The organism is Streptomyces sp. NPDC051180 (genome assembly GCF_040689545.1).
In the GTDB taxonomy this organism is placed as follows: Bacteria; Actinomycetota; Actinomycetes; order Streptomycetales; family Streptomycetaceae; genus Streptomyces.
In genome coordinates this window covers 470306-496184 of sequence record NZ_JBFBBC010000001.1, presented here as the reverse complement: position 1 = coordinate 496184, position 25879 = coordinate 470306, and the positions used below count along the sequence as shown (strand labels likewise).

Annotated in this window: 21 protein-coding genes; 9 read left to right on the top strand and 12 right to left on the bottom strand. The window is 73.4% G+C overall.

Annotated elements, in window-relative coordinates; all coding sequences use genetic code 11:
* Positions 1–3: 3 nt before the first annotated feature.
* Positions 4–984, bottom strand: a complete 981-nt coding sequence (gene sigJ, locus AB0424_RS02205; protein WP_366301483.1) for an RNA polymerase sigma factor SigJ — start codon at positions 982–984, stop codon at positions 4–6.
* A 171-nt stretch (positions 985–1155) separates the two neighbouring features.
* Here sigJ and AB0424_RS02200 point away from each other — a divergent pair, with 171 nt between their 5' ends.
* Positions 1156–1557, top strand: a complete 402-nt coding sequence (locus tag AB0424_RS02200) for a hypothetical protein (RefSeq protein ID WP_366301481.1) — start codon at positions 1156–1158, stop codon at positions 1555–1557.
* Positions 1558–1625: 68 nt separating this feature from the next.
* Here the strand turns inward: AB0424_RS02200 and AB0424_RS02195 are convergent, their stop codons facing one another.
* From AB0424_RS02195 to AB0424_RS02175, 5 genes are all read right to left on the bottom strand, one after another.
* Positions 1626–3056: a cellulose binding domain-containing protein gene (locus AB0424_RS02195; RefSeq protein WP_366301480.1), complete on the bottom strand. Its 1431-nt coding sequence runs from the start codon at positions 3054–3056 to the stop codon at positions 1626–1628.
* Between the two features lie 47 nt (positions 3057–3103).
* The gene (locus tag AB0424_RS02190) at positions 3104–4588 is read right to left on the bottom strand and encodes a beta-N-acetylhexosaminidase (RefSeq protein ID WP_366301479.1); all 1485 of its coding nucleotides are present in this window, start codon (positions 4586–4588) and stop codon (positions 3104–3106) included.
* A 9-nt stretch (positions 4589–4597) separates the two neighbouring features.
* A complete protein-coding gene (locus tag AB0424_RS02185) occupies positions 4598–5431 on the bottom strand; it encodes a carbohydrate ABC transporter permease (RefSeq protein ID WP_366301478.1) in 834 nt (277 codons plus the stop codon).
* On the bottom strand, positions 5428–6288 hold the full coding sequence (locus AB0424_RS02180) for a sugar ABC transporter permease (RefSeq protein ID WP_366301857.1): 861 nt from the start codon (positions 6286–6288) through the stop codon (positions 5428–5430). Before AB0424_RS02180 ends, AB0424_RS02185 begins: the two co-directional genes overlap by 4 nt.
* A 137-nt stretch (positions 6289–6425) precedes the next feature.
* The gene (locus AB0424_RS02175) at positions 6426–7685 is read right to left on the bottom strand and encodes an extracellular solute-binding protein (protein WP_366301477.1); all 1260 of its coding nucleotides are present in this window, start codon (positions 7683–7685) and stop codon (positions 6426–6428) included.
* 174 nt (positions 7686–7859) lie between these two features.
* Between AB0424_RS02175 and AB0424_RS02170 the strand changes: the two genes are divergently transcribed.
* Positions 7860–8627, top strand: coding sequence for a GntR family transcriptional regulator (locus AB0424_RS02170; protein ID WP_366301475.1), 768 nt, complete (start codon positions 7860–7862; stop codon positions 8625–8627).
* A 33-nt stretch (positions 8628–8660) separates the two neighbouring features.
* The gene (locus AB0424_RS02165) at positions 8661–9425 is read left to right on the top strand and encodes a GntR family transcriptional regulator (protein ID WP_366301474.1); all 765 of its coding nucleotides are present in this window, start codon (positions 8661–8663) and stop codon (positions 9423–9425) included.
* Between the two features lie 151 nt (positions 9426–9576).
* On the opposite strand, the gene AB0424_RS02160 is transcribed toward AB0424_RS02165, so the two are convergent.
* From AB0424_RS02160 to AB0424_RS02150, 3 genes are all read right to left on the bottom strand, one after another.
* The gene (locus AB0424_RS02160) at positions 9577–11847 is read right to left on the bottom strand and encodes an alpha-N-acetylglucosaminidase (protein ID WP_366301473.1); all 2271 of its coding nucleotides are present in this window, start codon (positions 11845–11847) and stop codon (positions 9577–9579) included.
* 243 nt (positions 11848–12090) lie between these two features.
* Positions 12091–13941, bottom strand: coding sequence for an ABC transporter ATP-binding protein (locus tag AB0424_RS02155; protein ID WP_366301472.1), 1851 nt, complete (start codon positions 13939–13941; stop codon positions 12091–12093).
* A 185-nt stretch (positions 13942–14126) separates the two neighbouring features.
* On the bottom strand, positions 14127–14294 hold the full coding sequence (locus AB0424_RS02150) for a hypothetical protein (protein ID WP_366301470.1): 168 nt from the start codon (positions 14292–14294) through the stop codon (positions 14127–14129).
* Between the two features lie 78 nt (positions 14295–14372).
* On the opposite strand from AB0424_RS02150, the gene AB0424_RS02145 reads away from it, so the two are divergent.
* From AB0424_RS02145 to AB0424_RS02130, 4 genes are all read left to right on the top strand, one after another.
* On the top strand, positions 14373–14723 hold the full coding sequence (locus AB0424_RS02145; RefSeq protein ID WP_366301469.1) for a hypothetical protein: 351 nt from the start codon (positions 14373–14375) through the stop codon (positions 14721–14723).
* 53 nt (positions 14724–14776) lie between these two features.
* A complete protein-coding gene (locus AB0424_RS02140; RefSeq protein ID WP_366301468.1) occupies positions 14777–15496 on the top strand; it encodes a DUF6333 family protein in 720 nt (239 codons plus the stop codon).
* Positions 15497–15715: 219 nt separating this feature from the next.
* Positions 15716–18139, top strand: coding sequence for a hypothetical protein (locus tag AB0424_RS02135; protein ID WP_366301467.1), 2424 nt, complete (start codon positions 15716–15718; stop codon positions 18137–18139).
* A gap of 209 nt (positions 18140–18348) precedes the next feature.
* Entirely contained in the window at positions 18349–19563 is a 1215-nt protein-coding gene (locus AB0424_RS02130; protein WP_366301466.1) for a glycosyltransferase, read from the top strand.
* A gap of 82 nt (positions 19564–19645) precedes the next feature.
* Here the strand turns inward: AB0424_RS02130 and AB0424_RS02125 are convergent, their stop codons facing one another.
* Positions 19646–20242 carry a DUF1349 domain-containing protein gene (locus tag AB0424_RS02125; protein WP_366301465.1) on the bottom strand — a complete coding sequence of 199 codons (597 nt, stop codon included), beginning with the start codon at positions 20240–20242 and terminating at the stop codon, positions 19646–19648.
* A gap of 287 nt (positions 20243–20529) precedes the next feature.
* Here AB0424_RS02125 and AB0424_RS02120 point away from each other — a divergent pair, with 287 nt between their 5' ends.
* Positions 20530–20733: a cold-shock protein gene (locus AB0424_RS02120; protein WP_030213732.1), complete on the top strand. Its 204-nt coding sequence runs from the start codon at positions 20530–20532 to the stop codon at positions 20731–20733.
* 75 nt (positions 20734–20808) lie between these two features.
* Here the strand turns inward: AB0424_RS02120 and AB0424_RS02115 are convergent, their stop codons facing one another.
* Together AB0424_RS02115 and AB0424_RS02110 are read right to left on the bottom strand one after the other, a co-directional pair.
* Complete coding sequence (locus tag AB0424_RS02115) at positions 20809–22071, bottom strand: SpoIIE family protein phosphatase (RefSeq protein ID WP_366301463.1); 1263 nt, start codon at positions 22069–22071, stop codon at positions 20809–20811.
* Positions 22072–22223: 152 nt separating this feature from the next.
* The gene (locus AB0424_RS02110) at positions 22224–23360 is read right to left on the bottom strand and encodes a hypothetical protein (RefSeq protein ID WP_366301461.1); all 1137 of its coding nucleotides are present in this window, start codon (positions 23358–23360) and stop codon (positions 22224–22226) included.
* 333 nt (positions 23361–23693) lie between these two features.
* On the opposite strand from AB0424_RS02110, the gene AB0424_RS02105 reads away from it, so the two are divergent.
* Entirely contained in the window at positions 23694–25685 is a 1992-nt protein-coding gene (locus AB0424_RS02105) for a hypothetical protein (RefSeq protein ID WP_366301459.1), read from the top strand.
* Positions 25686–25879 lie beyond the last annotated feature (194 nt).

Here is a 25879-nt window from a genome sequence, read left to right as displayed (position 1 = left end):
GTCCTACGACGCCCCGTCGGGCCGCTCGGCCCCGTCCCCGCCGTCCTCGTTCCACGGGCGCAGCTTCTCCGGATTGCGGACCGCCCAGATGCGGCTGATCCGGCCCTCGGCGAGATCGAACGCCGCGACGGTCACCGTCCTGCCCGAGTGCTGCGCCACCAGCCCCGGAAGGCCGTTGACCGACCGCTCCAGCAGCACGAGCCCCGGTGCCTTGTCGGCGATGTGGATCAGGTACTGGGCGATGCGTTCGCCGCCCTCGACGGGACGCAGCACCGTCCCGACGAAGCCCCCGCCGTCCGCGGTCATCGTCGCCTCGGGGTCGAGGAGACCCACGAGCGCCTTGATGTCCCGCTCCTCCCATGCCTCCTTGAAGCTCCGCACCAGACCGGCCTGCCCCGCCGACGGAGCGGCCGGCACCCGCTCGTCGCGGACCCGCCGACGGGCCGAGGCGGCCAGCTGCCGGCAGGCCGCCGCCGTCCGCCCGACGATCTCGGCGATCTCGGCGAAGGGGTAGCGGAACACGTCGTGCAGGACGAACGCCACCCGCTCGGCCGGCGTCATCGACTCCAGCACCACGAGGAAGGCCATGTTCACCGACTCGTCCAGGGTGACCCGGTCGGCCGGGTCCGCGGGCCCGGCCCCGCCGCTCACCGCCCGCCCGCCGAACCACTCCGTACGGTCCGGCAGGGGCTCGGGTATCCAGGCGCCCACGTACCGTTCGCGCCGCGCCCGCGCCGAGCCGAGCATGTCCAGGCAGATCCGGCCGGTCACCGTCGTCAGCCAGGCCCCCGGCGACTCGACGGCCTCCTGCTGCCGCCGTGACATGGCGTACCAGCGCGTGTACGCCTCCTGCACCGCGTCCTCGGCCTCGGCCAGCGAACCCAGCAGCCGGTAGGCGAGGTCGGTGAGCCGGCGCCGCTCGCCGACGATCACGCTCAGCTGCCGACCGTACGGGTCGATCCCCGCCTCGGATGGGGTGTTCATGGTCGCGACCGCTCCCTCGTTCTCCGGTTCCGTCCCGCATTCGAGCCCCGCGTGGACCCGTCGCCGGGACACGAGGCCGACGGGCCGACCTCACATTCCACGGGCCTGCTTCGTCGAATGATCGAGACAGTACCGAGCCACTGCCCACCAGGCAGAAGAGGGGACCGCACCATGGCCACCAACACGATGTCGGCACCGAGCAGCCGCACGTTCCTGCAGGTCTCGATCGCGCTGCAGACCGTCACCCTGTTCTTCCAGGCGGCCACCGCGGGGCTGCTCCTGTCCTCGTCCCACGGGGAGTTGCTGCACGGTGTCGGCGCCCGCGTCATGTACGGCGCGACGATGCTGTACGTACTGGCCGCGGTCCTCGCCTGGCGCCCGGGCGGCGGGTCGCCCCGCCCCATCCTCTACTCGTCCGGCTTCCTCGTACTCGCCTCGGTCCAGGTGGTGTTGGGGATCGCGCACCAGCCCGCCCTCCATGTCCCCCTGGGCGTCCTCATGTTCGGCCTGAGTGTCCTGGCGCTCGGCCAGGTGCTCGCGCCGCGCTTCACCGGCCGCGGAGCCCGGGGATAGGACGTCCGACGGCGCGCGGCCCGTCCCCCCGGTCGAGGGGACGGGCCGCGCGGGTCGTTCCGGACCCCTTAGGACACGGCGGGGACGGTGTCCTCGAAGGCGGTGCCCGCGGAGCGGTAGGCGCCGACCTTGGCGGCCACCTGGGCGGGGGTGAGGACCTGGTCCTTCACGTGCAGGACGTAGTCGACCTTCTGGTCGTAGGACCGCGGGGTGGTGGAGGTCTGGCCGGCGAGGTCGATCAGCCACTGGTTGAAGTTGATGGACATCGGGCGCTCGGGCAGGTAGCGGGCGTCGTGGCGGCCGAACTCCTGGCCGTCGACGTAGTAGACGATCGCGTTGTCGTCGATGGTGAGGACGAGGTCGTGCCAGCCGGCGTAGCTGGTGCGCGACTCGGAGTGCTGGTTGACGGCCTCCCAGGGGTCGGGCCGGTAGGTCTCCCACGAGGTGGTGTAGAGGATGTTGGCCGGCTCGCCCCAGCCCCCGTTGGGGAGGTACTCGAAGTCGTACTCGGCGTAGTCGTCGGCCATGGGGGCCTTGAGGTCGTTGATGGTGAAGAAGGTCTGGACGAGGCGGTCGCCGTCCGGGCCGGAGACCGGGGCGTCGGAGAAGCGCACCCGGGCCGCGTACGTGCCGTTCCTGAACTTGGTGGCGCGGGTGAGGATCTCGGTGTGCCTGGTCGACTCGCCGGTTCCCGCGGTGGAGGTCCGCAGGTTCATGATCGAGTTCGTGCCCTCCTTGGCGAAGGTGACGTTCTCGGGGGCCCAGGTGGCGCCGGGCACGCCCGGGCCGCCGGCGTTGGAGCGGACGCTCCAGCCGTGGGTGTTGATCGCCGGGTCGGTGTGACCGGTGTAGTCGAAGTCGTCGAAGAGGGCGGCCCCGGTGGGCGGCGGGGTGGTCGGACCGGTCGGCGTGGGGGTCGGCGTCGGCTCGTTGCCCGCGGGCGCGGTGCCCCAGACGGGGACGCCGCCGACGGTCGCGGTGACCTTGGACCAGTTGGCGTACGCCGTCTGGGCCGGGCCGAAGGAGTAGTCGTCGTTCTGGTTGAGCTGCTGCCAGTTGGAGCGGTGGAAGCGCAGCTGCATGTCGCCGGTGTCCGCGCCGGGGGCGAGGGAGCCGGCGCCGGCGGTGAAGCCGACCTCCAGGTAGCGGTCGGCGGTCGCGGTGGGGTTGGGGAGGGTGCCGAAGGTGCCGGTGAGGTTGGCGCAGCCCTTGACCGCCCACGAGCAGGCGTAGGTGTAGGACGCGCCGGCGTCGGCCTTGAAGTAGTAGCGGACCTTCACCTGGCTCAGCGGGATGCTGGACGTGCCGGTGTTGACCACCTTCAGCCACGGTTCGACCTGGTCGCCGCCGGTGGAGCTCTGCCGGTACTGGACGGCGACGGCCTCACCGGCCGCGGCGGCCGGAAGGGCGGTGAGCGCGGTGGCGCCGAGCCCGGTCACGGCGGCGACGGCGAGCGCGGCACGGATCCGCGTCTTCCTGTTCCTCGACGGGTGGTTCATGGGGGATTCCTCTCCTGGGGTGGGGTGGAGCAGGGGTACGGAGGCGGTCACAGGGCCGCGGGGGACAGCCGGCGCGGCACCCCGAGGGCGTCGAGCCGGGTCCGGTGGTGGCGCAGGCGCTCCTGGAAGCCGGGCCAGTCGTGGCGGCCGGTCCAGACGACCTCGGCGAGGGCGCAGAGCCGGGGGAAGGTGAGGTACTCGGCGTGGGCGGCGGTGGGCACGTACTCGGTCCACAGCTGGACCTGGGAGCCGAGCACCCGGGCGGCCTCCTCGGGGCTCCAGTCGGCCGGTGCCGGGTCGTTGCCGTGGACGGCGCGCAGGTCGACCACCTCACCGGCCTGGCCGGGCGGTTCGGTGGGGCTGGCGCTCTGCGGGTAGTCGAGGTAGGTGGTGCGGTGGGGTGCCATGACGACCTGGTGTCCGCGGCGGACTGCGGTGCGCCCGTGGTCGGCGTCGCGCCAGGGCATGACGGTGAAGTACGACGGGAGGTCCGCGCCGTTCTCGGTCCAGCTGAGCGGCCGCCGGCCGGCGTCGAGGAGGTGGCGGCCGATCCGCTCCATGAACCAGCCGTGGAGGGCGTCGGGACCCGGCAGTCCCTCCTCGGCGGCCCTGCGGAGCGCGGCGGGGGAGGTGTGCCACTCGGTGGTGGGGCACTCCTCGCCGCCGATGTGGACGTACGGGGACGGGAAGACGTCCATCACCTCGTCCAGGACCGTGCGGCAGAAGGCGAGGGCCTCGTCGTGGACGCCGAGGATGGTGTCGCAGACCCCCCACCGGTTCCAGACGTCGTAGGTGCGGCCGGGGTGGTTGCCGAGTCCGGGGTACGCGGCGAGGGCGGCCCGGACGTGTCCGGGCATCTCGATCTCGGGCACGACGGTGACGCCGCGCTCCGCCGCGTAGGCGACCAGGCCGGTGAGTTCGGCTCGGCTGTACGCGCCGCCGTGCGGGTGGCCGCCGACCTCGGTGAGGCGGGGGAGGGCGGCCACCGGCATCCGCCAGCCCTGGTCGTCGGTGAGGTGGAGGTGCAGGACGTTGAGCTTGTGGAGGGCCAGGAGGTCGACGTACCGCCTGAGGTAGGAGACGGGGCGGAAGCGGCGGGCGACGTCGAGCATGGAGCCGCGCCAGGGGAAGCGCGGGATGTCGGTGATCTGCGCGCAGGGGACCGACCAGACCACGCCGGGGACCGGTTCCGGATGCAGGGCCTCGACGGGCAGCAGCTGGCGGAGGGTCTGGATCCCGGCGAGGAGCCCCTGCGGGCGTGCGGCCCGCAGCAGGATGCCCTCGGGGCCCACCGTCAGCCCGTATCCCTCGTCGCCGAGGCCGGTGAGGGCGCGGTCGAGGGCGAGGACGACGGAGCCGTCGGAGCGGGCGGGCAGGGGCAGGCCGGTGGCCGGCCCGAGCAGGGTCCGCAGCAGGTCGGCCGCGGCGTCGGCGCCGGGGGAGACCTTGAGGGCGGTCGTGGCGTCGAAGGTGAACCGGCCGGGGAGGACGGAGAGATGGGTGGGCTCGGGGACGAGGCGGGGCAGCGGCATCGCGGTGCGTTATCCCTTCACGGCTCCGCCGGTCATTCCGGCGGCGACCCGGCCCTGCAGGACCAGGAAGAGGACGAGGACGGGCAGGGCGAAGAGGGTGGAGGCGGCCATGGTGGCGCCCCAGTCGGTGCCGAAGACGTTGGAGAACGAGGAGAGCCAGACCGGCAGGGTGCGGTCGTCCTGGTTCTTGATGATCAGCATGTTGGCGAAGGCGAACTCGTTCCAGGCGGTGATGAAGCCGAAGAGCGAGGTGGCGAGGAGCCCCGGCGCGAGGAGCGGCAGGGTCACGCGCCGGAAGGCGCCGACCCGGGTGCAGCCGTCGACCTGCGCGGCCTCTTCCAGCTCCGCCGGCACGCCCGCCAGGAACGAGCGGAGGGTGACGACGGTGAAGGGCAGGGTGATCATGAAGTACACCAGGCTGAGCGTCGCCAGCCGGTCGAGCAGGTCGGCGTCCCGGGCGATGACGTACATCGGGATCAGCAGCGCCTCCCACGGCGCCATCTGGGCGAGGAACACCATCAGGAGGAAGGCGCGGCGGCCGCGCCACCGCAGTCGCGCCACGGCGAAGGCGGCGGCGAGGGCGACGACGAGGGCCAGCAGGACGCAACCGGCCGTCACGAGGAGGCTGTTGGTCCAGAAGGTCCAGAATCCGTCGGCCGCCACGGCGTGCCGGAAGTGGTCGAGGGTCACCGAGCCGGGCAGGAAGCGCGGGGTCTCGGACTGGATGTCGCGGGTCGGCCGGAAGGCGGTGAGGACCATCCAGTACACCGGGAAGACGGCGACGGCGAAGACGAGGGCCGCCGCGGTGTTCAGCGGGAGCCGGCGCAGGGCGCGCGGTGTCACCGGTCGGCCTCCTGTCGGAGCAGCTGGCGGAAGTAGGCGATGAGCACGGCCGTGAGGATGAGGACGGTGAGGGTGGAGACGGCCGCCCCGAGGTCGTAGCGGTGCAGGGACTGCGCGACCCGGTAGGCGTAGACGGGCAGGGTGGTCGTCGCCTCGCCCGGCCCGCCCTTGGTGACGGCCCAGATCTGGGCGAAGCAGCGGAACACCCAGATGACCTCGAGGCAGAGGACGAGGCCGAAGACCGGCCTCAGCAGCGGCAGGGTGATCGACCGGAAGATCCGGCGGCCGTCGGCGCCGTCGAGCCGGGCGGACTCGTACAGCTCGGCGGGGACGGTCAGCAGCGCCGAGTGGAGGGTGATCGCCGCGAACGGCACCGACTGCCAGACGACCAGCAGGACCAGGACCGTGAACGCGGCGGGACCGTCCGCCAGCCAGGAGTAGCCCTCGAAGGAGGTGAACCCCAGCTGGACCAGGACCCAGTTGACCACGCCGAGCCGGGAGGCGAAGAGCCACTGGAACACGGTGGTGGTGGCGATCACCGGGCTCGCCCAGGCGAGGACGAGTCCGCTCGTCACCAGGATCCGCATCCGCCGGCCGAGGCGCTGCATCATCAGGGCGACCAGCGTGCCGATCACCATGATCAGGGTGACGTTGACCAGGGTCCACCAGAAGGTGCGGCGGACGACCTCCCAGAACTCGGGGTCGGCCAGCACCGTCCGGTAGTTCCGCACTCCCACGAAACCTGCGCCGCCGCGGATGAGTTCGCCCATCCCGAACTGCTGGAAGGAGATCAGCAGATTGCGGACGAGGGGGTAGCCGAGGAGGAGCGCGCCGCCGAGGACGGTGGGGGCGACCAGGAGGTAGGGGAGGAGCGATCCCGCGGGCCTTCCCGGACGCCGGGGGGCGGGCGCCTCGGGCGAGGGGAGCTCTCCCGTCGGACCGGGCACCCGTCCCGCGAGCCGGGGGATCCTGCTCGCGAGCCGTGGGGCCTGCCTCACGAGCCGAGGGTCCGGGTGATGCTCGCGGACGCGGTCGCCGCCGCCTTGGCGGGGTCGGTGCCGGTGAGCACGGCGGTCATGTACTGCTTGATCGGGTTGGTGGCCTCGACGGCGGCCCACTGGGGGGAATTCGGCGTCGCCCGGCCGCGCGCGGCGCCGGCCGCCATCGCGGCCGTGCCCTCGTCGTCCTGGATGACGCGTGCGAGGGAGGTGCGGTTGGGGACGTAGCTCATCGTCTTCGCCATGTCCGTCTGCCACTTCTCCCCGGCCAGCGCCTTGACGACCTGGTAGGCGGCGTCGGGGTGGGTGGACGCCTCGGGGACGATGAGGTCGGAGCCGCCGGTGAAGACCGCGCCGGGCTGCTCGGCGGTCCGGCCGGGCACGGGGAAGAAGCCGAGCTTGCCCTTGAGGGCGGGGTTGATCTCCTCGACGATCTTCGCCCCGCCGGGCACGGCGATGATCTGGGCGACGTCGCCCTTGGCGAAGACCTCGGCCTGCGGGGGCTTGGCCTCGTCGGAGTCCTTGGGGCCGTTGCCGAGGGCCTGGAGCCGCCGGTAGAAGTCCATGCCGGACAGGGCCTGCGGGGTGTCGAGCGCGCCCTTCCACGCGGAACCGTCCTGGACGGCGAGGTCGCCGCCTGCCTCCCAGACGAAGCCGGAGAGGGTGTACCAGTTCTGCCCGGGCAGGTAGATGCCCTGCGTGGCGCCCTTGTCGAGCTTCGCCGTGACGGCCAGCCACTCGTCCTGGGTCTTCGGCGGCGCGGTGACGCCGGCCCGTGCGAAGAGGTCCTTGTGGTAGATGACGACGCGGTTGGCCGCGTACCAGGGGATGCCGTACTGCTTGCCGTCGACCTTGCCGGGTTCGGCGAGACCGGGCAGCCAGTCGGCGCCGTTCAGCTCGGCGGTCCGGTCGCTGAGGTCGCGGACGCCGCCGCTCGCCGCGTACTGCGCGACCTGGGTGTTGCCGACCTCGATGACGTCGGGGGCGTCGTTGCTGGCGAGTGCGGCCGTCACCTTCTCGCCGATGCCGTCCCACTCCTGGATCTGGATGTCGAGGTCGATGTCCTTGTGCTCGGCCTCGAAGCCGGTGCGGAAGCGGGTGAGGAAGGCGTCGGTGACGCTGTCCTTCATGATCCACACGGTGACCTTCTCCGGTCCGCCGGAGGCCGCCGGATCGTCCGGGCCGCCACAGGCGGTCGCGGCGAGGGCGACGGCCGCCGCGAGGGCGACGGGGCCGGCGAGGGGTCTTGTCTTCACGGGCACCTCGAAAGGTAGTTGACCAATTGGTCAAGTGGTCAGGTGTGTGACCAGAAGGTGGCATGGACCGGGAGAGCCGTCAATCCCCAGAAAAACATGTGCTGTTCATCGGGTCACAGGTCAACTGGTCCGGCTACTATCGTCCTTACCAGTTGACCAGTCAGGGAGAGTGGCATGAAGGACGGCTCCGCCGGCGGGGTGCTGAAACGGGAGCGGGTAAGGGAACACCTGCTGGGCCTGATCGAGGGCCTCGGGCCGGGCGACGCCATTCCCTCCGAGCGCACCCTCTGCGCCTCGCTGGGGGTCTCGCGCCCGACCCTGCGCGCCGCGGCCGACGAACTCGTCGCCACCGGCCTGCTCGTGCGGGAGCACGGCCGCGGCATGTTCGTCGCCCCCGCCAAGATCACCCAGCGGCTCGCCCCGGACGACTCGGCCTTCGCCGTCCCCCGCGCCTCCGGCGACTGGTCCAGCGCCGTCCTGCAGTCCGCCACCATCCGCGCCGGCGCCCGCATCGGCCGCAGGCTCCGCCTCTCACCGGCCGCCGAGCTGCTCTACGTCGCCCGCCTGCGCCTCGTCGACGGCTCGCCCATGGCCATCGAGCACCTGCACATCCCGGCGGACCTGGTGGGCTCGGCGCTCAGCCCGGAGGAGCTGGAGGCGGGCGACCTCTACGACCACCTGCGGGAGCACCACCGGGTCCACGTCCAGGAGGCCACCCAGTCGATCGAACCCACCGTCGTCAGCGAGGCCGAGGCCGCGCTCCTCGACGTGCCGGTCCTCTCGCCCGCGCTCCTGATCGAACGCCTCACCCTCGACACGGCGGGCCGCCCCGTGGAGTACGTCCACTCCGTCTACCGGGGCGACCGCTACCGCATTGTCTCCCGGCTCGACTTCACCCGCGACGGCCTCGTGACCTCGTCGACCGAAGGGGATGCATACTGACCCGCGGGCGGACGGCGCACCGGGGAGGGCACGATGGAACTGAAGCGGGAACGGGTACGCGAACACCTGCTCGCCGTGATCGACGGCCGGCGCCCCGGCGACGCCATCCCCTCCGAGCGCACCCTGTGCGCCTCGCTCGGCGTCTCGCGCCCCACGCTCCGGGCGGCCGTCGACGAACTCGTCGCCACCGGTCTCCTGGTGCGGGAGCACGGCCGTGGCATGTTCGTCGCCCCCGCCAAGATCACCCAGGAGCTGGTCGCCGACGACCCCGCGGCGAGCGTCCCCCGCAGCCCCGGCAGCTGGACGAGCACCGTGCTCGACCTCCGCACGGTGCGCGCCGGCGCCCGCATCGGCCGCAAACTCGCCCTCTCCCCGGCGGCCGAGCTGGTCCACGTGACCCGCCTCCGGCACGTCGACGGAGCGCCGATCGCCCTGGAACAGCTGCACGTCCCGGCCGACCTCGTCCCCGGCCTCACCGCGGCGGACATGGAAGGCGGCTTCTACGCCCACCTCCGCGAGCGGCGGGGCATCCGCACGGCCCACGCCGTCCAGTCCATCGAACCGACCGTGCTGAGCGAGGAGGAGGCCGACCTCCTCGACGTGCCCGTCCTCTCGCCCGCCCTGCTCTTCGACCGCATCACCTCCGACACGGCCGGCCGGCCCGTCGAGTACGTCCGCTCCCTCTACCGGGGCGACCGCTACCGCGTCGTCACCCGCCTCGCGCTCGCCGACGGCGCCCCCGACCACCCGGCCGCGGACGCCACCCGCGGCGGCACGTGGTGGGGGACGGTGGAGTGACGCGGAGGGCCGTGCGCCTCAGGGACATGATCGACAAGACGCCCCCAGGGGCCCGGCGGCGGGCCGCCCCGCCGAGAGCGTCGTCGAAGCACGGGCGGGGCGCCAGGACGCCTCGACGGCCCCCCCCCGCGGCCTCCGTACGCGCACGGGATCAGCCGCGGCGCACGCGGCCCGCGCGCCCCTCGACGACGCGCGCGGACGTGGCCGCGACCAGCGCCGCGTGCACCTCGCCCGCCAGGGACACGGGGTCACCGGTGGGTTCCGTCGGATACGTCCCGTGCCCCCGGGCCCAGGCGTCGTCCACCGCGAACCAGTCGACGGCCTCCGGCGCCGTGCCCGTCACCAGGGCACGGTCGAGACGCGCGAAGTAGGAGTTCCAGCGCGGCGCGTAGAGGTCCCGGACCAGCCCGTCCCACTCGCGGTTGGCGTAGTCGCGCAGCCCGCCCGTCTCGCTCGGCACCCGGCCGCCCCAGGTGGTGAGGATCGAGCGGGCGTCGTACTCCAGCCGGTCGCGCTCGGCGGGGTCGCCGCCCCACGCCCTGGCGCCGGCCAGCCACGGACCGAGCAGGAACCGCCGGTCGGAGCCGACCAGCCGGCCGAGCAGCTCCTCGTCCGCGCTCCACTCCCGCACCAGCGACCGGAACGTCTCCAGCTTCCCGGCCTCGTACGCGCTCTTGATCCTCGGCAGCAGGACCCGCGCACGGTTGGTGAGCGCCTGCCGTGCCACGTCCACCACGTCGAACCGGTACGCGTCCGTGGTCCGCAGCGCCGGCGCCACCCGCAGCAGCTCCGCCAGCGCCCGCTCCACCGTGTCCGGGTCGTAGCGCATGGCCGTCGGGCTCCACCGCGCCGCCCGGGACGCGGTCAGGCTCGGGCGCGCGGTGAAGAGGCTGTCCTGCGGCTCGCTCCACGTACCGGAGAGCCCGCTGTACGGGCCGAGCCGCAGCTGCTCCCACGCGGCCGCCGCGTGCGGATCGGCGCCGCCGTAGCGCCGGGCGGCGTAGGCGGCGAACCACTCCTGACGGTCGACCGGACCCGGCTGCCAGGCGAGTTCGGCGAACAGGTCGAAGGCGGCGGGGTTCCCGCCGGTGCCCTCCGGCAGGTAGGCGATGCCGGCCAGCGCGCTGTCCGGCTTCGCCAGCCACGCGTGGAAGCGGCTCGTCCACACGCCCGTGTTGGCGCCCAGGCTGGTGTGGCCGCCGAAGTTGGGGATCGCCCCGAAGGCGTAGGGGGTGCCGCCCCACTGCGTCTCCCGGTCGAGGCCGTCGTACCGGTCGGAGAGCCCGTCGACGATGAGCACCCGGCTGCGGTCCACCCCGCTCAGCAGCGCCGCGCCGGGGTTGGTCTGCCAACCGAGCATCACCCACACCGCGCCGGGATGCGCCGCCTCCAGTGCCCGCTGGACGGCCCCGGCCGCCGAGGCGACGTCGACCGGACCCGGGGTGCCGCCCTCGTGCAGCAGGTCCATCTTGAACATGGAGGTCGCGCCGAAGCGCTGCCGCTGGGCCCGGTAGTACGCCTCCGCCAGCCGGCCGAAGACCGGGCCGGTCGGATCCAGCCAGTCGGGACGGTCGAACCCGACCCACTTGCCCTGAGGCACCGTCACCGCGCCCGGGTTGCGGGCGGCGAAGTCCGGCGGCACCGTGCCGAAGAAGCCCGGCAGCACCGGTGTCATGCCGAGCGCGCGCAGATGCCGCGCGATCCGGCTCCCCAGGGCCGCCCGTGCCTCGACGAGCTGCTCGGACACCGGATCAGGGAACCCCGACAGGTTCTGCAGCAGCCACCATGCCTGGTGGGCGGGTGCGGGGATCCAGCGGCGCAGCTCCGCCGCGTCGTAGCCGAACTCCTGGAGCGCCTGGTGGTACGGGTACTCGGCGCCCGTCGGCACGAAGACCTCGTTCACTCCGTGCAGCGCCATCACGTCGATGTCGTGCCGGTAGGAGTCGAAGTCGCGGTAGGCGCCGGAGTACCCCTCGTCCGTGTCGTTGAGCGCGTAGCGGTGGCGCACCGTCGCGGACCGGGTGAGGGTGGCCGGCACCCCCGGCAGTGTGGCGGGCAGCCGCTGCACGCTCTCGCCCGGCCACCCGATGTCGACGCCCGCGACCCGCTCCAGGTACCAGCCCACGCCGGCGAGCAGCGTCGCCGGAGAGGTACCGCGCACCTCGACGGCGCCGGCCTCGCCGGAGACCGAGAAGGAGGCGCCGGCGGGGGGCTCCTCGACCGGGACGAGGGTGAACTGGTCCGCCCTGGAGGGCAGCAGGCGCTCCAGCGCCTCCCGGGCGGGTGAGGTGTCGAAGGCCGGCGCGGCGGCGGACGCCGACGACCCGCGCGCGGGCAGAGCCCCGGGCGCGGCCGCGGTCACGGCGGCGAGCACCGCGACGGCGAGGGTCCGGCGGCAACGAAGGAGGGGGCGCGTGCCCATCAGGCTCCCTGCTCGAAGGGGATGATCGTCGGCGCCCACTCTCCGACGATCGGGCCCCCGTGGATCGCACGCCGAGCCGGGAGTCCGCGCAGCTCATCCTCGCGGGTGCACGCGGCTCACGAGGTGCGTCACCACACCTCTCGCACGGATGTGCCCGCACCGGACCACAGTCCGGAGCGGGCGGCCGCGAGGCCGACGGGTGTGCCCCCTGACCCGCCCGGCAGGGTCAGGGGGTGTGCGGCGTCAGCGCAGGTCCACCGGGGTGGCGGCGTCCTCCGACGGACGGACGTCGCCGGCCGTGTCGTCGAGGAAGCCGCCCGACTGGTGCTGCCAGAGCCGGGCGTACGCGCCCTTGGCGTCGAGCAGTTCCTGGTGCGAGCCCTGCTCGACGATCCGGCCCCGGTCGAGGACGACGAGGCGGTCCATCGTGGCCACCGTGCTGAGCCGGTGCGCCACCACCAGCGCCGTCCGCCCCTCCATCAGCCTCCACAGGGCGTCCTGGACGAGGATCTCGCTCTCGGAGTCCAGCGCGCTGGTCGCCTCGTCCAGGAGCAGGATCGGCGCGTCGCGCAGGATCGCCCGGGCGAGGGCGACCCGCTGGCGCTGGCCCCCGGACAGCTTCACCCCCCGCTCGCCGACCATCGTGGCGAACCCGTCGGGAAGCCCGTCGGCGAACTCCGTCACGTGCGCGGCCTCCGCGGCCTGCCGGATCTCGGCCTCGGTGGCGTCCGGCCGCGCGAACGCGATGTTGTCCCGCAGCGTCCGGTGGAACATCACCGGGTCCTGGGGCACGTAGGCGATCAGACCGCGCAGGTCGGCCTGGCGCATCCGGCTGATGTCCTGCCCGCCGACGAGGATGCGGCCGCCGTCGATGTCCGTCATCCGCAGCAGCAGCCGGGTCAGCGTCGTCTTCCCGCCGCCGGACCGACCGACCAGCCCGATCCGCGCCCCGCTCGGCACGTCCAGGTCCAGCCCCTCGAACAGCGGCTTCCCGCCGCCGTGCGCGAACGTCACGCCGTCGAAGCGGACGGCGGACGGACGGCCGACGAGCGGCTCCGGGTGGTCGGCGTCGCGGACGGTCGGCGGTTCGACGAGCAACTCGGTGAACTGGGCCGCCTCGGTCATGGAGCTCTCCAGGCGGCGGTAGATCTGGTTGAACTCGAACATGATGCGGGTGGCGTTCGCGTAGTAGGTGAAGGCGACGATGACCGCCTCCACGCCGTGGGCCGCCCCGCCGAGCCCCAGCGCGAGCACCAGGCCCAGCACGTTGGTCAGCACCGACATCGGCGCGACCAGCGTGTCGATCCGGAGGTTGCCGTAGTCCCAGGAGCGCAGGGTGAGCCGCCGGGACTCGGCCACGCGGGAGCGGTGCTCGGCGGCCTCCCGGTCCTCGGCGGCGAACGCCCGGACCGTGTCCATGTTCATCAGGCTGTCGGCGACGTGCCCCGACACCCGGGCGATGGCCTGCTCGCGACGGGCGACGAGCGCCTGACGGCGACGGATCAGCGGCGCGGCCATGAGCCCGGTGACCGCGATCATCGTCAGAAGGCCGACCACCAGCAGCGGGTCGTACTGCCAGAGCACCACCGACGCGAACAGCAGCGGCAGGAAGCTTCCCATCACCGAGAAGGTCAGCGTGTCGACGAACTCCTCGAAGCGGGAGGCGAAGCTCAGCACCCGCTTGGTCAGCGAGCCGGCGAAGTTGTCGTGGAAGAAGGCCGCGTCCTTGGCGAACAGCTCGTCCATGCCGGTCACGTAGAGGTGCTCGATGCCGCGTGCGTCGACCCGGTTCAGACAGTGCAGCCCGAGTCGCCACATTCCCTCGGCAGCGAGCAGCACGCCCGCGAACAGCAGGACGTACGGCAGCATCGAACCGAGGGCCACGGTGGCGCCGCCGTCCCCGGCGATCCGGCCGACGAGCTTCGCGACGACCAGCGGCGCGATGTAGTGGATCCCGATGTTGCCCAGCGCCGGCAGCAGCATCGCGGGCAGGGTCAGCCACCGGAGGCGGACCAGTTCCCGTGTGTAGGAGCGAAGTGCGAGGAGGACCGAACCCTTGCTCGGTAAACCGTCGTGCGATTCAGGTGATCCCATACCCAACCCAGTGTTGTCATACCGAAAGGCGAGCAAACGGATTCTCCCGTACCGGCACCCACGGGGTCCAAGTGTTTTCTCCCGCTCCCGATACGGGACGATCCGGCGGATCCGGCAGCCGCCCCCCCCGCTATCGTGGCCGCCGACCGACCACCGCAGGAAGGCCCACGACCATCGACGACCCGTCACTCCCCGCCACTCCCGGGCCCGTCGGCGGCGCACGCCCGGACGACGCAGCACGCCTCCTTGCCGACGGCGCGCACGCGGGCGACATCTCGCCCGCCGACCCGGAACCCGCCGACCCGGAACCCGCCGACCCGGAACCCGCCGAGCACCGGCGCTTCGCGGGCCATCTGCGCGCCCTGGAGGCCGTGGCCGACGCGGACGAGGTCTCACTCGTGGCGAGCGTCCTGAGTGACCCGGACAGGGGCATGGCGAGCAGTGCGGTGGGCCGCCACGTCGACCGCCGCGCCGCCGCCCTCCTGACGGGCCCTCGCTTCACGGACTGGTCCGCCGCCCTGGCGGACGCCTGCGCCGGAGACGACTTCCTCGTCCGGCGCCTGCGGGAGTGGACGCTGCTCGACACCGTCGCGCGGGGAGAGCCGTGGTCCGCCGACGAGGTCACGGGAGCCTCCGACTGGTTCCAGCGCACCGTCGCGACCACGCCCGTGCCCACCTCGCCCGAGGCCCTGCGCCTCCTGGCCGAGCGAGGCCGGACCCGGCGCGTCCGCCACGGCGCCGACCACCGCCTGCGCCACGGGGCGCCGCCCCGACTCCCCTGATGCGCACAGGGCGAACGTCCGTACCGGCACGGGGAGTCGCTACGGTGGCGGGCATGACCCACACCGAGTTCTGGACCTCGCCGCCGGACCGCGTCGTGCAGGGGAGCGGCACCTTCACGATCACCATCCTGGAGCCGCCCTTCGACGTCGCGGCCACCGAGCTGCCCCCGCACGACCCCGTACGGGCGCGCCGCTTCGCCGAGGAGTTCCCCACCGTGGACGCCGTCCTGGGCGAGCTGCCGGGCCGGCCGGCGGGGGAGTCGCCGTACCTGGAGACGCGGGCCGACCTGGAGCTGATCCGGGTCGGCTGCTGGGGGAACGTCACCGCCGTCTCCGACCCGGCCTTCGTGGACAACGGGAACGACGAGCCGCTCCTCGCCCTGACGGAGGAGCTCCAACGGCGCTACCCGCACGCCCGGATCGTCGGCCGCGCGGAGGTGGACTGCGGCGAGGCCCACACCGAGGACGTCATCCGGCTCCCCGGCGGCCCGCTGTTCCACGCGTCCGGCTGGCCCACGATGGACCCGTGGAAGCTCACCGGGGACCCGCACGCCCTCGTCGAGGCGCTCGGCGTCCCCGCCGGCGTCCTGGAGGACCTCGACCTCGACCTGGACGAGGAGCCCGAGGACGTCGAGTGGAAGGCCCTCGTCGCCCTCGGCCTCGGACGGGCCGACCCGTGGGCGTGGCCCCACCTGCAGACCTCCGTGTTCCGGGTGCGCCACACCGAGGCGTACACCCTGACGATGGAAGAGCTCTGGTTCATCGGGGGCTGAGCACCGCCGACGACGCCCCGGCGGCAGGTCGATCATCCGTTGCGACCCTCAACCCACAAAAGATTCACGGAAGTTCACCGACCCACCCGAACAAATCCCGCGGTCGTCGCGTCGTGGCGCGTCACGATGGTGGCTTACGCGGCGCTTACGTCACGGGGGCCTCAAGCGCCGCCCCGCACCCCCTCTGCGCCCCCATGACGACGAGGGACGACCAGCACCTTGAACGGATCCATACACACGTCGCGCGGATGGCGGCTGATCGGCCGCTTGGCGGCGGCATGCGGCCTCGCCGGGGCGATGACCCTGACCGGTCTGCCCGGCTCCGGCCTCGACCCGGCCGCCGCCGCGCCCACCAGCGTCAAGATCGGCGGGCAGCGCTGCGACACCAAGCACGTCGGACGCCCGTACGCCACCACGCCGCGCAACTCCGGCTTCCCCGACGACCCGACCGGCAACTTCGCCGTCTGGGCGGGAGACCCTAAGAACTACAACTACGCCCTGCCGGGCCAGGCGTACGACGGCCTGGGCGCGCCGACCGAGGCGCAGAAGACCGAGGCCCGTTCCCAGGACCCGGACCCCAAGAAGAACTACGACAAGTGGGCGAGGATCGCCGCCGCGTCGGGCAAGCCCTCCGACAAGTCCATGGAGATCTACGCCCGGTACCTGGCCAACAAGGAGGGCCTCTCCTTCAAGCACTGGTTCGACAAGCGGTACATCCGCAACGAGACCAACAACCACAAGGGCTCGTCGTTCGAGCGGCGCCTCGTCAAGGACTTCCAGCTCGTCGGCCCGGACTGGCTGTGCGAGGTCAAGGTCGAGGTCTTCGACGAGAACGGGAAGAAGATCGCCGAACGGCGCTACGACGCCTACAACCAGAGGACCAAGGAGTTCAACGAGTTCAAGTCGAACTCCAAGCTCCGCAACGACCAGCTCAAGGTCGACCGGATGATCGCCGAGGTGAAGAAGGACCACACCTTCCGCTTCAACGGCGGCAAGACCTTCTCCAAGGGCGAGCGCGCGAAGATCGACCGCTTCAACCGTGAACTGGAGCAGTCCCGGGGCAAGCCGAACCAGGTGCGCGGCTTCCAGCGCCAGTACAACGCGATCCCGCAGACCAAGCCCATCCGCGGCTACTCGCAGTACGACAAGTGGTTCGCCCCCGGCTGTGCCGGAGCGACCGCGCAAGCCGCCCCCGCGAGCTCCTGCGGCACCCGCGGTCCGGCGAACGACCGCATCAAGGGCTCCGGACGCACCCTCGACGAGGCCCGGCGCATCCAGGCCGAGGCCCGGCGCCTCGACACCCGCGGCACGCTCCCCAGGGGCGGACCGGGCGGGATCGACTTCACCACCCTCGAACTGCGCTTCGTCGGCGGGCTGGAGAAGGGCAAGGGCATGGCCTACTCGATGAAGGCCGACCTCATGCCCGACCCGGACGAGACCCCGGGCTTCGGCGGCGAGGCGAAGATGACCATGGCCTCCGACGCGCTGTTCACCTGGCTGGCACTGACTCCGGACCGGATGTGGGTCAACCTCAACCCGGACCAGCCGGAGACGATCATGGACAAGGAGTTCGCCAAGACCGACGCCGGCCGCGTCCTGCTCCAGGCCGACATGGAGATGAAGCGCGACTACGGCCGTGCCATGGACCCCGAGACCGAAGTGGGCGACCGCTTCTGGGACTCCCTCCCGCGCAGGAACGGCTTCCCGTGCCTGCACTCCGGCCGGTACTGGATCGAGCCCGAGCCCGCGCAGGTCCGCGAGCAGGACGGCGGGCTGTACATCCTCGACGCCCCGCTCAACGTGAAGTCCGTCGCCCAGAAGTACGACACCCCGGGGCCCGGCGGCGAGGGCTGTGACCTCACCGAGGCCGAGATCAAGCAGGGCCAGGCCAGCATCGACACCATGCTCACCCCGATCGTGAAGAAGCTCGTCAACGAGTCGCCGAAATACGCCGACCTGCGCCGCGTCTACACGTCCCGCGTCGCCGCCGAGTGGATCCGGCAGCAGGACGCCCGCAAGGCGTCCGACTTCCGCCCGATCATCGACAGCAACGACGTCTCCCGCTGGCCGCTGCGCGCGCCCCACGCGGACTGGGACAAGAAGACCGTCTTCGACGAGATGGTGAAGTCGTTCAAGGAGGGCGACTTCAGGTACGAGCTCAAGTACGGCGGTGAGGTGGCCGTCTACATGATCGGCGGCGTGGACTTCACCAAGGCGCCGAAGCAGAACATCTCCCGCACGCGGTTCCAGGTCGAGAACCGCACGCTGGACACCACCACCCGGACGTCCCTGCAGTCGGACGACACGTCCTACCGGGACACCGACATCTCCTACGCCGGCGGCGACGCCTCGGGCGACACCTCGGGCGGCGGCGACGACGATCCGACTCCCACCCCGACGCCGCACCCCACCCAGACCGGCACACCGCGACCGACCGACACCCCGACCGCCCCGGGACCGGCCCCGTCCACCCCGGGCACGGTCCCGACCACCCCGCCGGCCCACACCCCTGACGGCGGTCTCGCCGACACCGGCTCCGACACTCCCGTCGGTCTGCTCGTCACCGTCGCCGCCGCCCTGGCGGCCGTCGGCGGCGCGCTGACCTGGTGGATGCGGCGCCGACGCGGGGATTCCGCGCGCTGACACCCGCCGGACCTAACCCGTCCAGCGCGACAGGGCCCCGCTCCCCGTACTCCCGGGGGCGGGGCCCGTTCGCGCGCGTGCCCCGGATCGGTCCCCGTACGACCGGGCGCGTGCCCGGGAGGCCGCCCCACCCCTGAGTACGGCGGGTCCCGGCGCATCCCGCAGACTCGCCTTCGGACATCACGGAGACGGAGACGGGGAGTCACGACATGCGTGTGGTGCTGACGACGTACGGGTCGCGGGGAAGCGTCGAGCCGATGGCGGCGCTGGCGGCGAGGCTGAGGGAACTCGGCGCGGAGGCACGGGTGTGCGCGCCGCCCGACGAGGAGTTCGCGCGGAGGCTGGAGGAACTCGGCGTGCCCATGGTGCCGACGAGCCGGCCCGTACGGCCCCTGGTCACGACCGTGACGCCGGGCTCGGCGGAGGGCCTGGCCGAACGCGCTGCCGAGCTGATGGACGCGCAGCTCACCACGGTCGCCGAGGCGGCCGAGGGCGCGGACGTCCTGGTGGCCACCGGGCCGCTGCCCGCCGTCACCGGGGCCCGTTCGGCGGCCGAGCGACTGGGCATCCGCTACGTGCACGCCGGCCACCAGCCCGTCAGCCTGCCGTCGCCGGACCGCCGGCCGCCGGGCCGCAGGGGACAGCCCCTGCCGGACGGCGTCACCGACAACCGGGCCCTGTGGGAGGAGGATGCGCGGATCGCCCGCGCGATGTTCGGCGACATGCTCAACACCCGGCGGGCCTCGTTCGGTCTGCCGCCGGTGGACGACGTCCGCGGCTACGCGTTCACCGACCGGCCGTGGCTCGCCACCGACCCGGTGCTCTCCCCGTGGCAGCCGACCGGACTCGGCGTCGTCCAGACCGGCGCCTGGCACGTCACCGACGAACGCCCGCTCCCCGCCGACCTCGTGGAGTTCCTGGACGCCGGAGAGCCGCCCGTCTACGTCGGCTTCGGCAGCATGCCCATGGGCGTGCTGAAGGACGTCGCCCTCCCCGCCGTCGAGGCGGCGCGGGCCCGGGGACACCGCGTGGTCGTCTCCCGCGGCTGGGCCGACCTGGCCCCCGCCGAGTCCACGCCCGACTGCTTCGTCGTCGGCGAGGTCAACCACCAGAGGCTCTTCCGCCGGACCTCCGCCGTCGTCCACCACGGCAGCGCCGCCACGACGACGACCGCCGCACAGGCGGGTGTGCCGCAGCTGGTGCTGCCCCGGGGCGCCGACCAGCCGTACTGGGCCGAGCGCGTCACCTCACTCGGCATCGGCGCCGCGTACGACGATCCCGCCCCGACGGCCGACTCCCTCGCCGCCGCGCTCGGCACCGTCCTCGCCCCCGCGATCCGGTCCCGCGCCACGGAGATCGCGCCCACCCTCCGCACCGACGGGACCACCGTCGCCGCCGAGCTCCTGCTCGCCACCGCGGACTGACGGAGGCTGGCGATCCCGCGCGGGACGGCGGGGCGAGCGCGTGCGCCGTGGGCGTACCGCCGTCCCGCGCGCGGCTCCTCGCTCAGCTCCCGTCGAAGAGGTCGGCCTGACGGGTCGGCGTCAGCGTCACACGGTCGAACGCCACGACACAGCCGTCGCCGACCGGGGACTGGACCGTGAGTCCCACCCTCGGATCGGGAGCGGTGCCCAGGCCGAACTGCCGGGCGAGGCGCCAGGAACGGCCGTCGGACGAGGAGTGGAAGGCGAACCCGTCGTCGACACGGCTGATCCGCAGCCAGGCCGACTCCGGATCGAGGGGCTGCCCCACCGCGTCGTCCGAGAGACCCCGGGTGACGACCGAGTACACCGCGGGCCGGCCGTCCGGCGACTGCTCGAAGGTGAGCTTCGCCCAGACGTCCGGCGCCGACCACAGGAGGAGGCCGCCCGCGTCCCACGGCGCCCCGAAGCCGACGCGGAGACGGGCCGAGAACTGCCAGTCGCCCGGAGGCGGGGCGAGGAGGGCCCGCGCCGCGTCGTCCCGGACCTCGCCCGTCAGCGGGTTGGTGAAGACGTCGGTGCCCGCGTGCGCCTCCACCGTCAGCACGTCGGCGTCCACCGCGAGGGCGGCCGGGGCCACCGTCCAGTTCCGGCGGTCCGTCAGGGCAGTCGCGAGAGTCATGACGTCCACCCTGCCCGCGCCGGAGTCCCCGCTCAAGAATCCGCCACGAAGATCCAACAAGTGGCCCGAAAGTCCAGGTCGCCGCACCACCGGAAGGGTGCCGCGCGCACCCGCGCGGGCGAAGGCGCCGCCCCGGACGGACACATGACGGCGACGATCCCTGTAAGAAGATCGGATTGATGGGTGTAGGGACGGGTGAGATGGGGGAAGACGCGTGTGGGCGCCCGTGCAGGAGCGCCCCAGGGGCCCGAGACCGGGCCGCTGCTGAATTGACCAGAGGAACGAGCATGGCCAGCGGCACTGTGAAGTGGTTCAACTCCGAGAAGGGGTTCGGTTTCATCGCCCAGGACGGCGGCGGCCCGGACGTCTTCGCCCACTACTCCAACATCTCGGGCAACGGCTACCGCGAGCTGACGGAGGGCGAGGCCGTCACCTTCGACATCACGCAGGGCCAGAAGGGCCCGCAGGCCGAGAACATCGTCCGCGGCTGAGCTCGGGTCACCCGTTTCCTCCGATGGCGCCCGCACCCCGTGCGGGCGCCATCGGCATGCCGGGACGCGCCCGCGTCACGGACCGTACGGCGCGCCCGCACCCTGCGGGGGCAGGAGGCGGAGGACCACGAGCGCGGTGTCGTCCGTACTGCCCGCCGGCGGCAGCAGACTGCCGAGCAGGAGGTCGGCCAGCGCGTCGGGGGAAGCGGTGTGGTGCCGCGCGAGCGCCTCGGTGAGCCTGGCCAGACCGGTGTCGATGTCCTCGTTGCGGCGCTCGACGAGGCCGTCCGAGTAGAGGACGAGCACCGAGCCGTCGGGGAAGCCGGTGACGGCCTGGGGCCGCGCCGTGTGCTCCGGCCGGGCGCCGAGCGGTGGATCGGTGGCCCCGTCGAGCAGGACCACCGTGCCGTCGGGACGGCACAGGACCGGCGGGGGATGCCCGGCACTGCTGTAGGTGAGCGTCCGGGCATGCCAGTCGATGAAGACGGACACGGCGGTCGTGGACTCCGCGCCGGCGGTGTCGCGGGCGTACAGGTCGAGCACGTCGAGCGCCTGCGCGGGGCCGCCGGCGGCACGCGAGGCGGCCGACAGGGCACTGCGCAGCTGCCCCATCACGCCCGCGGCCCGCAGCCCGTGTCCCACGACGTCACCGACGGCGACCGCGGTCCGCCCGGCCAGGTCCACCAGGTCGTACCAGTCGCCGCAGACGTTCAGCGCCGCGGTCGCGGGCCGGTAGCGCACCGCGGCATGGTGCAGCCCCAGCGGCCGGGGCGTGGGCAGCATCGCCTCCTGGAGGTGGAGCGCCACCTCCCGTTCGCGGGCGTGGGCGCGGCGCAGCCGCTCGTTGACCGCCTGGAGCTCCCTGGCGCGGCCGTAGAGCTCCGATTCGAGGACCTGCGCGCGGCCCCCGTCACCGTCGTCGCCGCGGGCCCGGATGAGCTCGGTGACCTCCTCGACCCGGTGCACCAGCAGCGCCACGGATCCGTCGGAGGCGAGGACGGGCGCGTTCACCGGACTCCAGTACCGCTCCCGCCACTCACCCGGCCGCTCCGGGCTCTCGACGTCGTAGCGCTGCAGCGCCATGCTGTCCCGCTCCCCGGTGGAGACGACGCGCTCCAGCGAGGAGGTGAGGTGGCGCATGCCGTTCGCCGACGGGTCCTCGGGATTGTCCGGGAAGACGTCGAAGAGGTAGTGGCCGAGGATCTGCTCCCGCGTGCGGCCGGAGACGGACAGGTAGTCCTCGTTCACGTCCACGAAGACCAGGTCCGGCGTCAACAGGGCCACCGCGCTCGGCGTCGCCTGAAAGACCGCCTGATAGTCGATCCCGGGTCCTCTCACGTCCCACCTGTCCCGCGTGCTGCCGCTACGGCCCTGAGGCTGACCCCCAGCCTAGGACGGGACGTGTGTGTCGGCCTCCGGAAACGGGCCGTCCGGTTCCGGGCAGCCCGGCCGGGCGCTCCCCGCCGGGGCGATCCGGCCGGGCGCTCGCCTCAGCCCCGAGGCGTCGGCGCGTCCCAGACCCGCACGGAGTCGCGGGACTCGGACAGGGTCGACCAGCAGCCGCCCCCGAGCGCCATGGGCTCTCCGGCGACCGGCGACGGGTAGACGACCGGCCGCACGGCCGCGGGCGTGGTGGTGTCGACGAACCAGTGGCGGTCGCGGCCCCAGTCCTCGTCGCTCTCGACGGTGGAGACGATCAGTGTCCTCTCGTCGACGAAGCCGCCGGCCCAGTCCCAGTACACGGGTGCCTCGTCGTCCTCGTCCTCGTCGTCGGACGGCGGGGGAGCGTCGGGGTGGCGGGGCACCGCCGAAGCGGCGTCCCACTCCCCGCCCTCCGCCACGGCTCCCCGGGGGTCGCGCACGGCGAGGGAGTCCTGGTCGTGGGAGACGGTCATGAGCCGGTCGCCGGAGGGGCTCACGCTCAGCAGACAGAGGTCGTCCTCCAGGTACGCGACCTCCAGCGTCTGCCCGTCCCACCGGCCCCAGCGCAGAGGCGCTCCGTCCTGGCCCTCGCCGATGCTGAGCCCCATCTGGCCCGGATCGGTGGGGTGGGCGAGGTGGAAGCTGCCGACCGCCGTGGACCTGCTGTCCACGCGCGCACGGACCCGGCCGTCGACGGCGTCGAGCAGCAGCCACTCGTCGACGGCCCCCGGGAGTGGTGCGCCGTCGGCCAGCGGCCCGCGGACATGGGCCCAGACGAGCGTGCCGTCGGCGGAGAAGCCGGCCGAGCCGCCGTCGGGGTACCGGTGGTCGGGGAGGTCGGCGTACTCCTCGTAGGACAGGTGTGTCTCCGGGCACGCGCCCGACCAGCAGCCGTGCCGGACCTCCCAGCGGGTCGCCCCCGACGGCTCCACCGCGCGCACCGCGTGGACGCCGGCGAAGACCGCGAGACCCGCGTCGGGCGCCACCGCGAAGGCCCCGCGGCCGCGGGGCCATGGTGCCGGGAAGCGGACCGCGGGTCCCGGACGGGCGTGGAAGTCGTCGTCGAGCGCCTGGGCGACGACCACCTCGTCGCTCCTCTGCACGACCAGCCGGCGCCCGGGCTGCCCCGTGATCTCCGGCGGAGCGGCCCCCGGTGCGGACAGCGGAGCGGGAACGGTGGCACGGAGCCGGGCACGAACGGACACGCGAATCTCCCTGGGCGGCGACTGCGCGCACCTTACGGCACGGCTCGGACATCGGGCGCCCGCGGAGTGGGCGTGCGGGCGGGCGTGGGGCGACCGGACTCGCGGGCGCATCGGGGACGGGTGGGTGATATCAGGCAGATGTTCGTCCGTTCACCGCGAAGAGTGGTTCCGTCGCGCCGCGCGCCACTCGGGCGCGGGGCGGCGCGTTGGGGTTGCCGTGACGCCGGGTGCAGTGACGGTTCTGCAAGCAGGACCTGCGGCTTTCCGCAGCGATCCGCCGACCTCGGCGGGTGGGGCGTCCGAGGGCGAGAGCGACGACCTGGAGAGTGGCCCGTGCCGGAGAAGAGGACCCACAGCGAGGGGCACGACGCCGGGCGCGTGGAACGGCACCCCGACGGCCCCACCACCCGGGCCGGGCGCGACCGCGACCTCGCGGCACTCCGAGACGCCGTCTCCCGGCACCGCCTGGTCACCGTGACGGGAGCGGTCGGCACGGGGAAGAGCCGGCTGGCCCAGGCGGCCGCCGCCCTCCCGGAAGCACCCTGGCCGAAGACCGTGCAGGTGCGCTGGCACGACGGGATCCCCGTCGGACGCCACGCCCTGACGGCGCGACTCCTCCGGTCCCTGACCACCACCCCGCCGCCCGACAGACCCGCCTCGGACCTCGCGGCCGTGGTCGAAGCCCTGCCGCCCGGCGACCTCCTGCTCCTTCTGGACGACGTCGACCCCGTGCACACCGAATGCGTCGGACTCGTCCAGGCCCTGCTGATGGCCCGGCCGGAGCTGCGGATCCTGGTGACCGCACGACGGCCCCTCGGACTCGGCGACGAGACGGTGCTGCGCCTCGGGCCGCTGCCCGTGGAGACGGGAGGGACGGACCCCGGCCACTCACCCGCCGCCGCCTTCCTCCTCGCCCGCGCGCGCGAGCGGGGATGGAACGGCGAGGAACCCGACCCGGCGGTCGTCGCCCGGGTGTGCCGGCTGCTCGAAGGAGTCCCGCTCGCCCTCGAACTCGCCGCGGGCCGACTGGAGGAGTGGACGATGGACGAACTGGCCGAACACGTCGCGACCGACCAGTGCCGGCTGGCCGACCCCGCACCGCCGCTGCGACGCCACCGCTCCCTGCGCACCGCCGTCGGGGCCGTCCACGCCCTCTGCCCGCCGGCACCCCGACGGACCTGGCGCCGCCTCAGCGTCTTCGAAGGGCCGTTCACCGAGACGGCCGCGGCGTTCGTGTGCGCGGGCTCCGGCCTCGCGCCGCACGAAGTTCCGCCCGCCCTGGCGCTGTTGAGCGCGACGGGCGTGCTCCAGGTGCTCGGCGACCCGGGCGCGGTCCACCGGCCCCGCTACCGCATGACCCGGGCCGCCCGCGACTTCGGCACGGAGCGGCTCGGCGCGGCCGGTGAACTGCAGGCCACGCGCGACCGCCACGCCGTGCACTTCCGCGGTGTCGCCGCCGTCGCCGAGACCCTCTGGAACACCGGCCTCCAGCGCCAGGCCGTGCAGACCGTCCGGGACGAACACGACGACCTGACCGCGCTCGTACGACACGCCGCGGGCCGGGCCGACCTCGCCGAGACCGCGCTGGAGGCGATGCTCCACCTCTGGTTCTGGTGGGCGGTCCACGACCATGCCGCGGAAGGCGCCGGCCACCTGCACGCGCTCCTGCCCCGGCTCCCCGCCGACAGCAGGCTCCTGACCCACGGCCGATGGCTCGCGGCCTGGCTCGGCGCGGCCGCCGACCCCCAGGAGGCACGCGCCCTCCTTGACCTCGCCTGGCCGGTCGCCGTCCTCGACGGCGACGACGCCCTCGTCGGCCGCATCGCCCACGTCCGCGGCACCCTGGCCTGGCAGCGGCAGGACCTGGAGGCCGCCGCCGTCCAGTACCGCCTGGCGGCCGACACCGTGCCCACCGGCGCCCCCGGCGGCCCGCCGCCCACCGTCAGCCTCGCTGCCCTGTCCGTGGTCCAGGCCCACCTCTCGCCCACCGCCGCCGCCTCGACCGCCCGCCGCGCACTCGCCCAGCGCAGCGGACAGAACGACGCCTGGGCCACGGCCCTGGCCCACTACGCCCACGCCTTCGCCGACCACCGTGCCGGCCACCCCGGCCGTGCCCGCCACCGGGCGCGCCACGCCCTCGCGCAGCTCGAAGCCCAGGTCGACGCCCCGCAGGCCCGCACCGCCCTGCGCCGACTCCTCGCGACCCTCGGCCCCGGCACGGGCCAGGCCGACGGATCACCCCTACCGCCCCACCGCCCGCCCCTGCCGACACCACGCGCCGGGACACGGACGGCGGCAGCGACGGCGAGCCCGACCCAGCGCTGACGGGGTCCGGTGGCGGACCGGAGGACGGCCGACCGGCCGGGCACCGACCGTACCCACGTCGTGCCAGGCGGCCCGACCGAGGCCGTACCGACGCCAGGCCGGCGCCGGACCGGCACCGGGCGGCGCGCAGGGGAAGGCCCGGACCTCTCCGTCGACCACCGGCCGAACGACGGAGGGCCGCCGGCCGAACGACG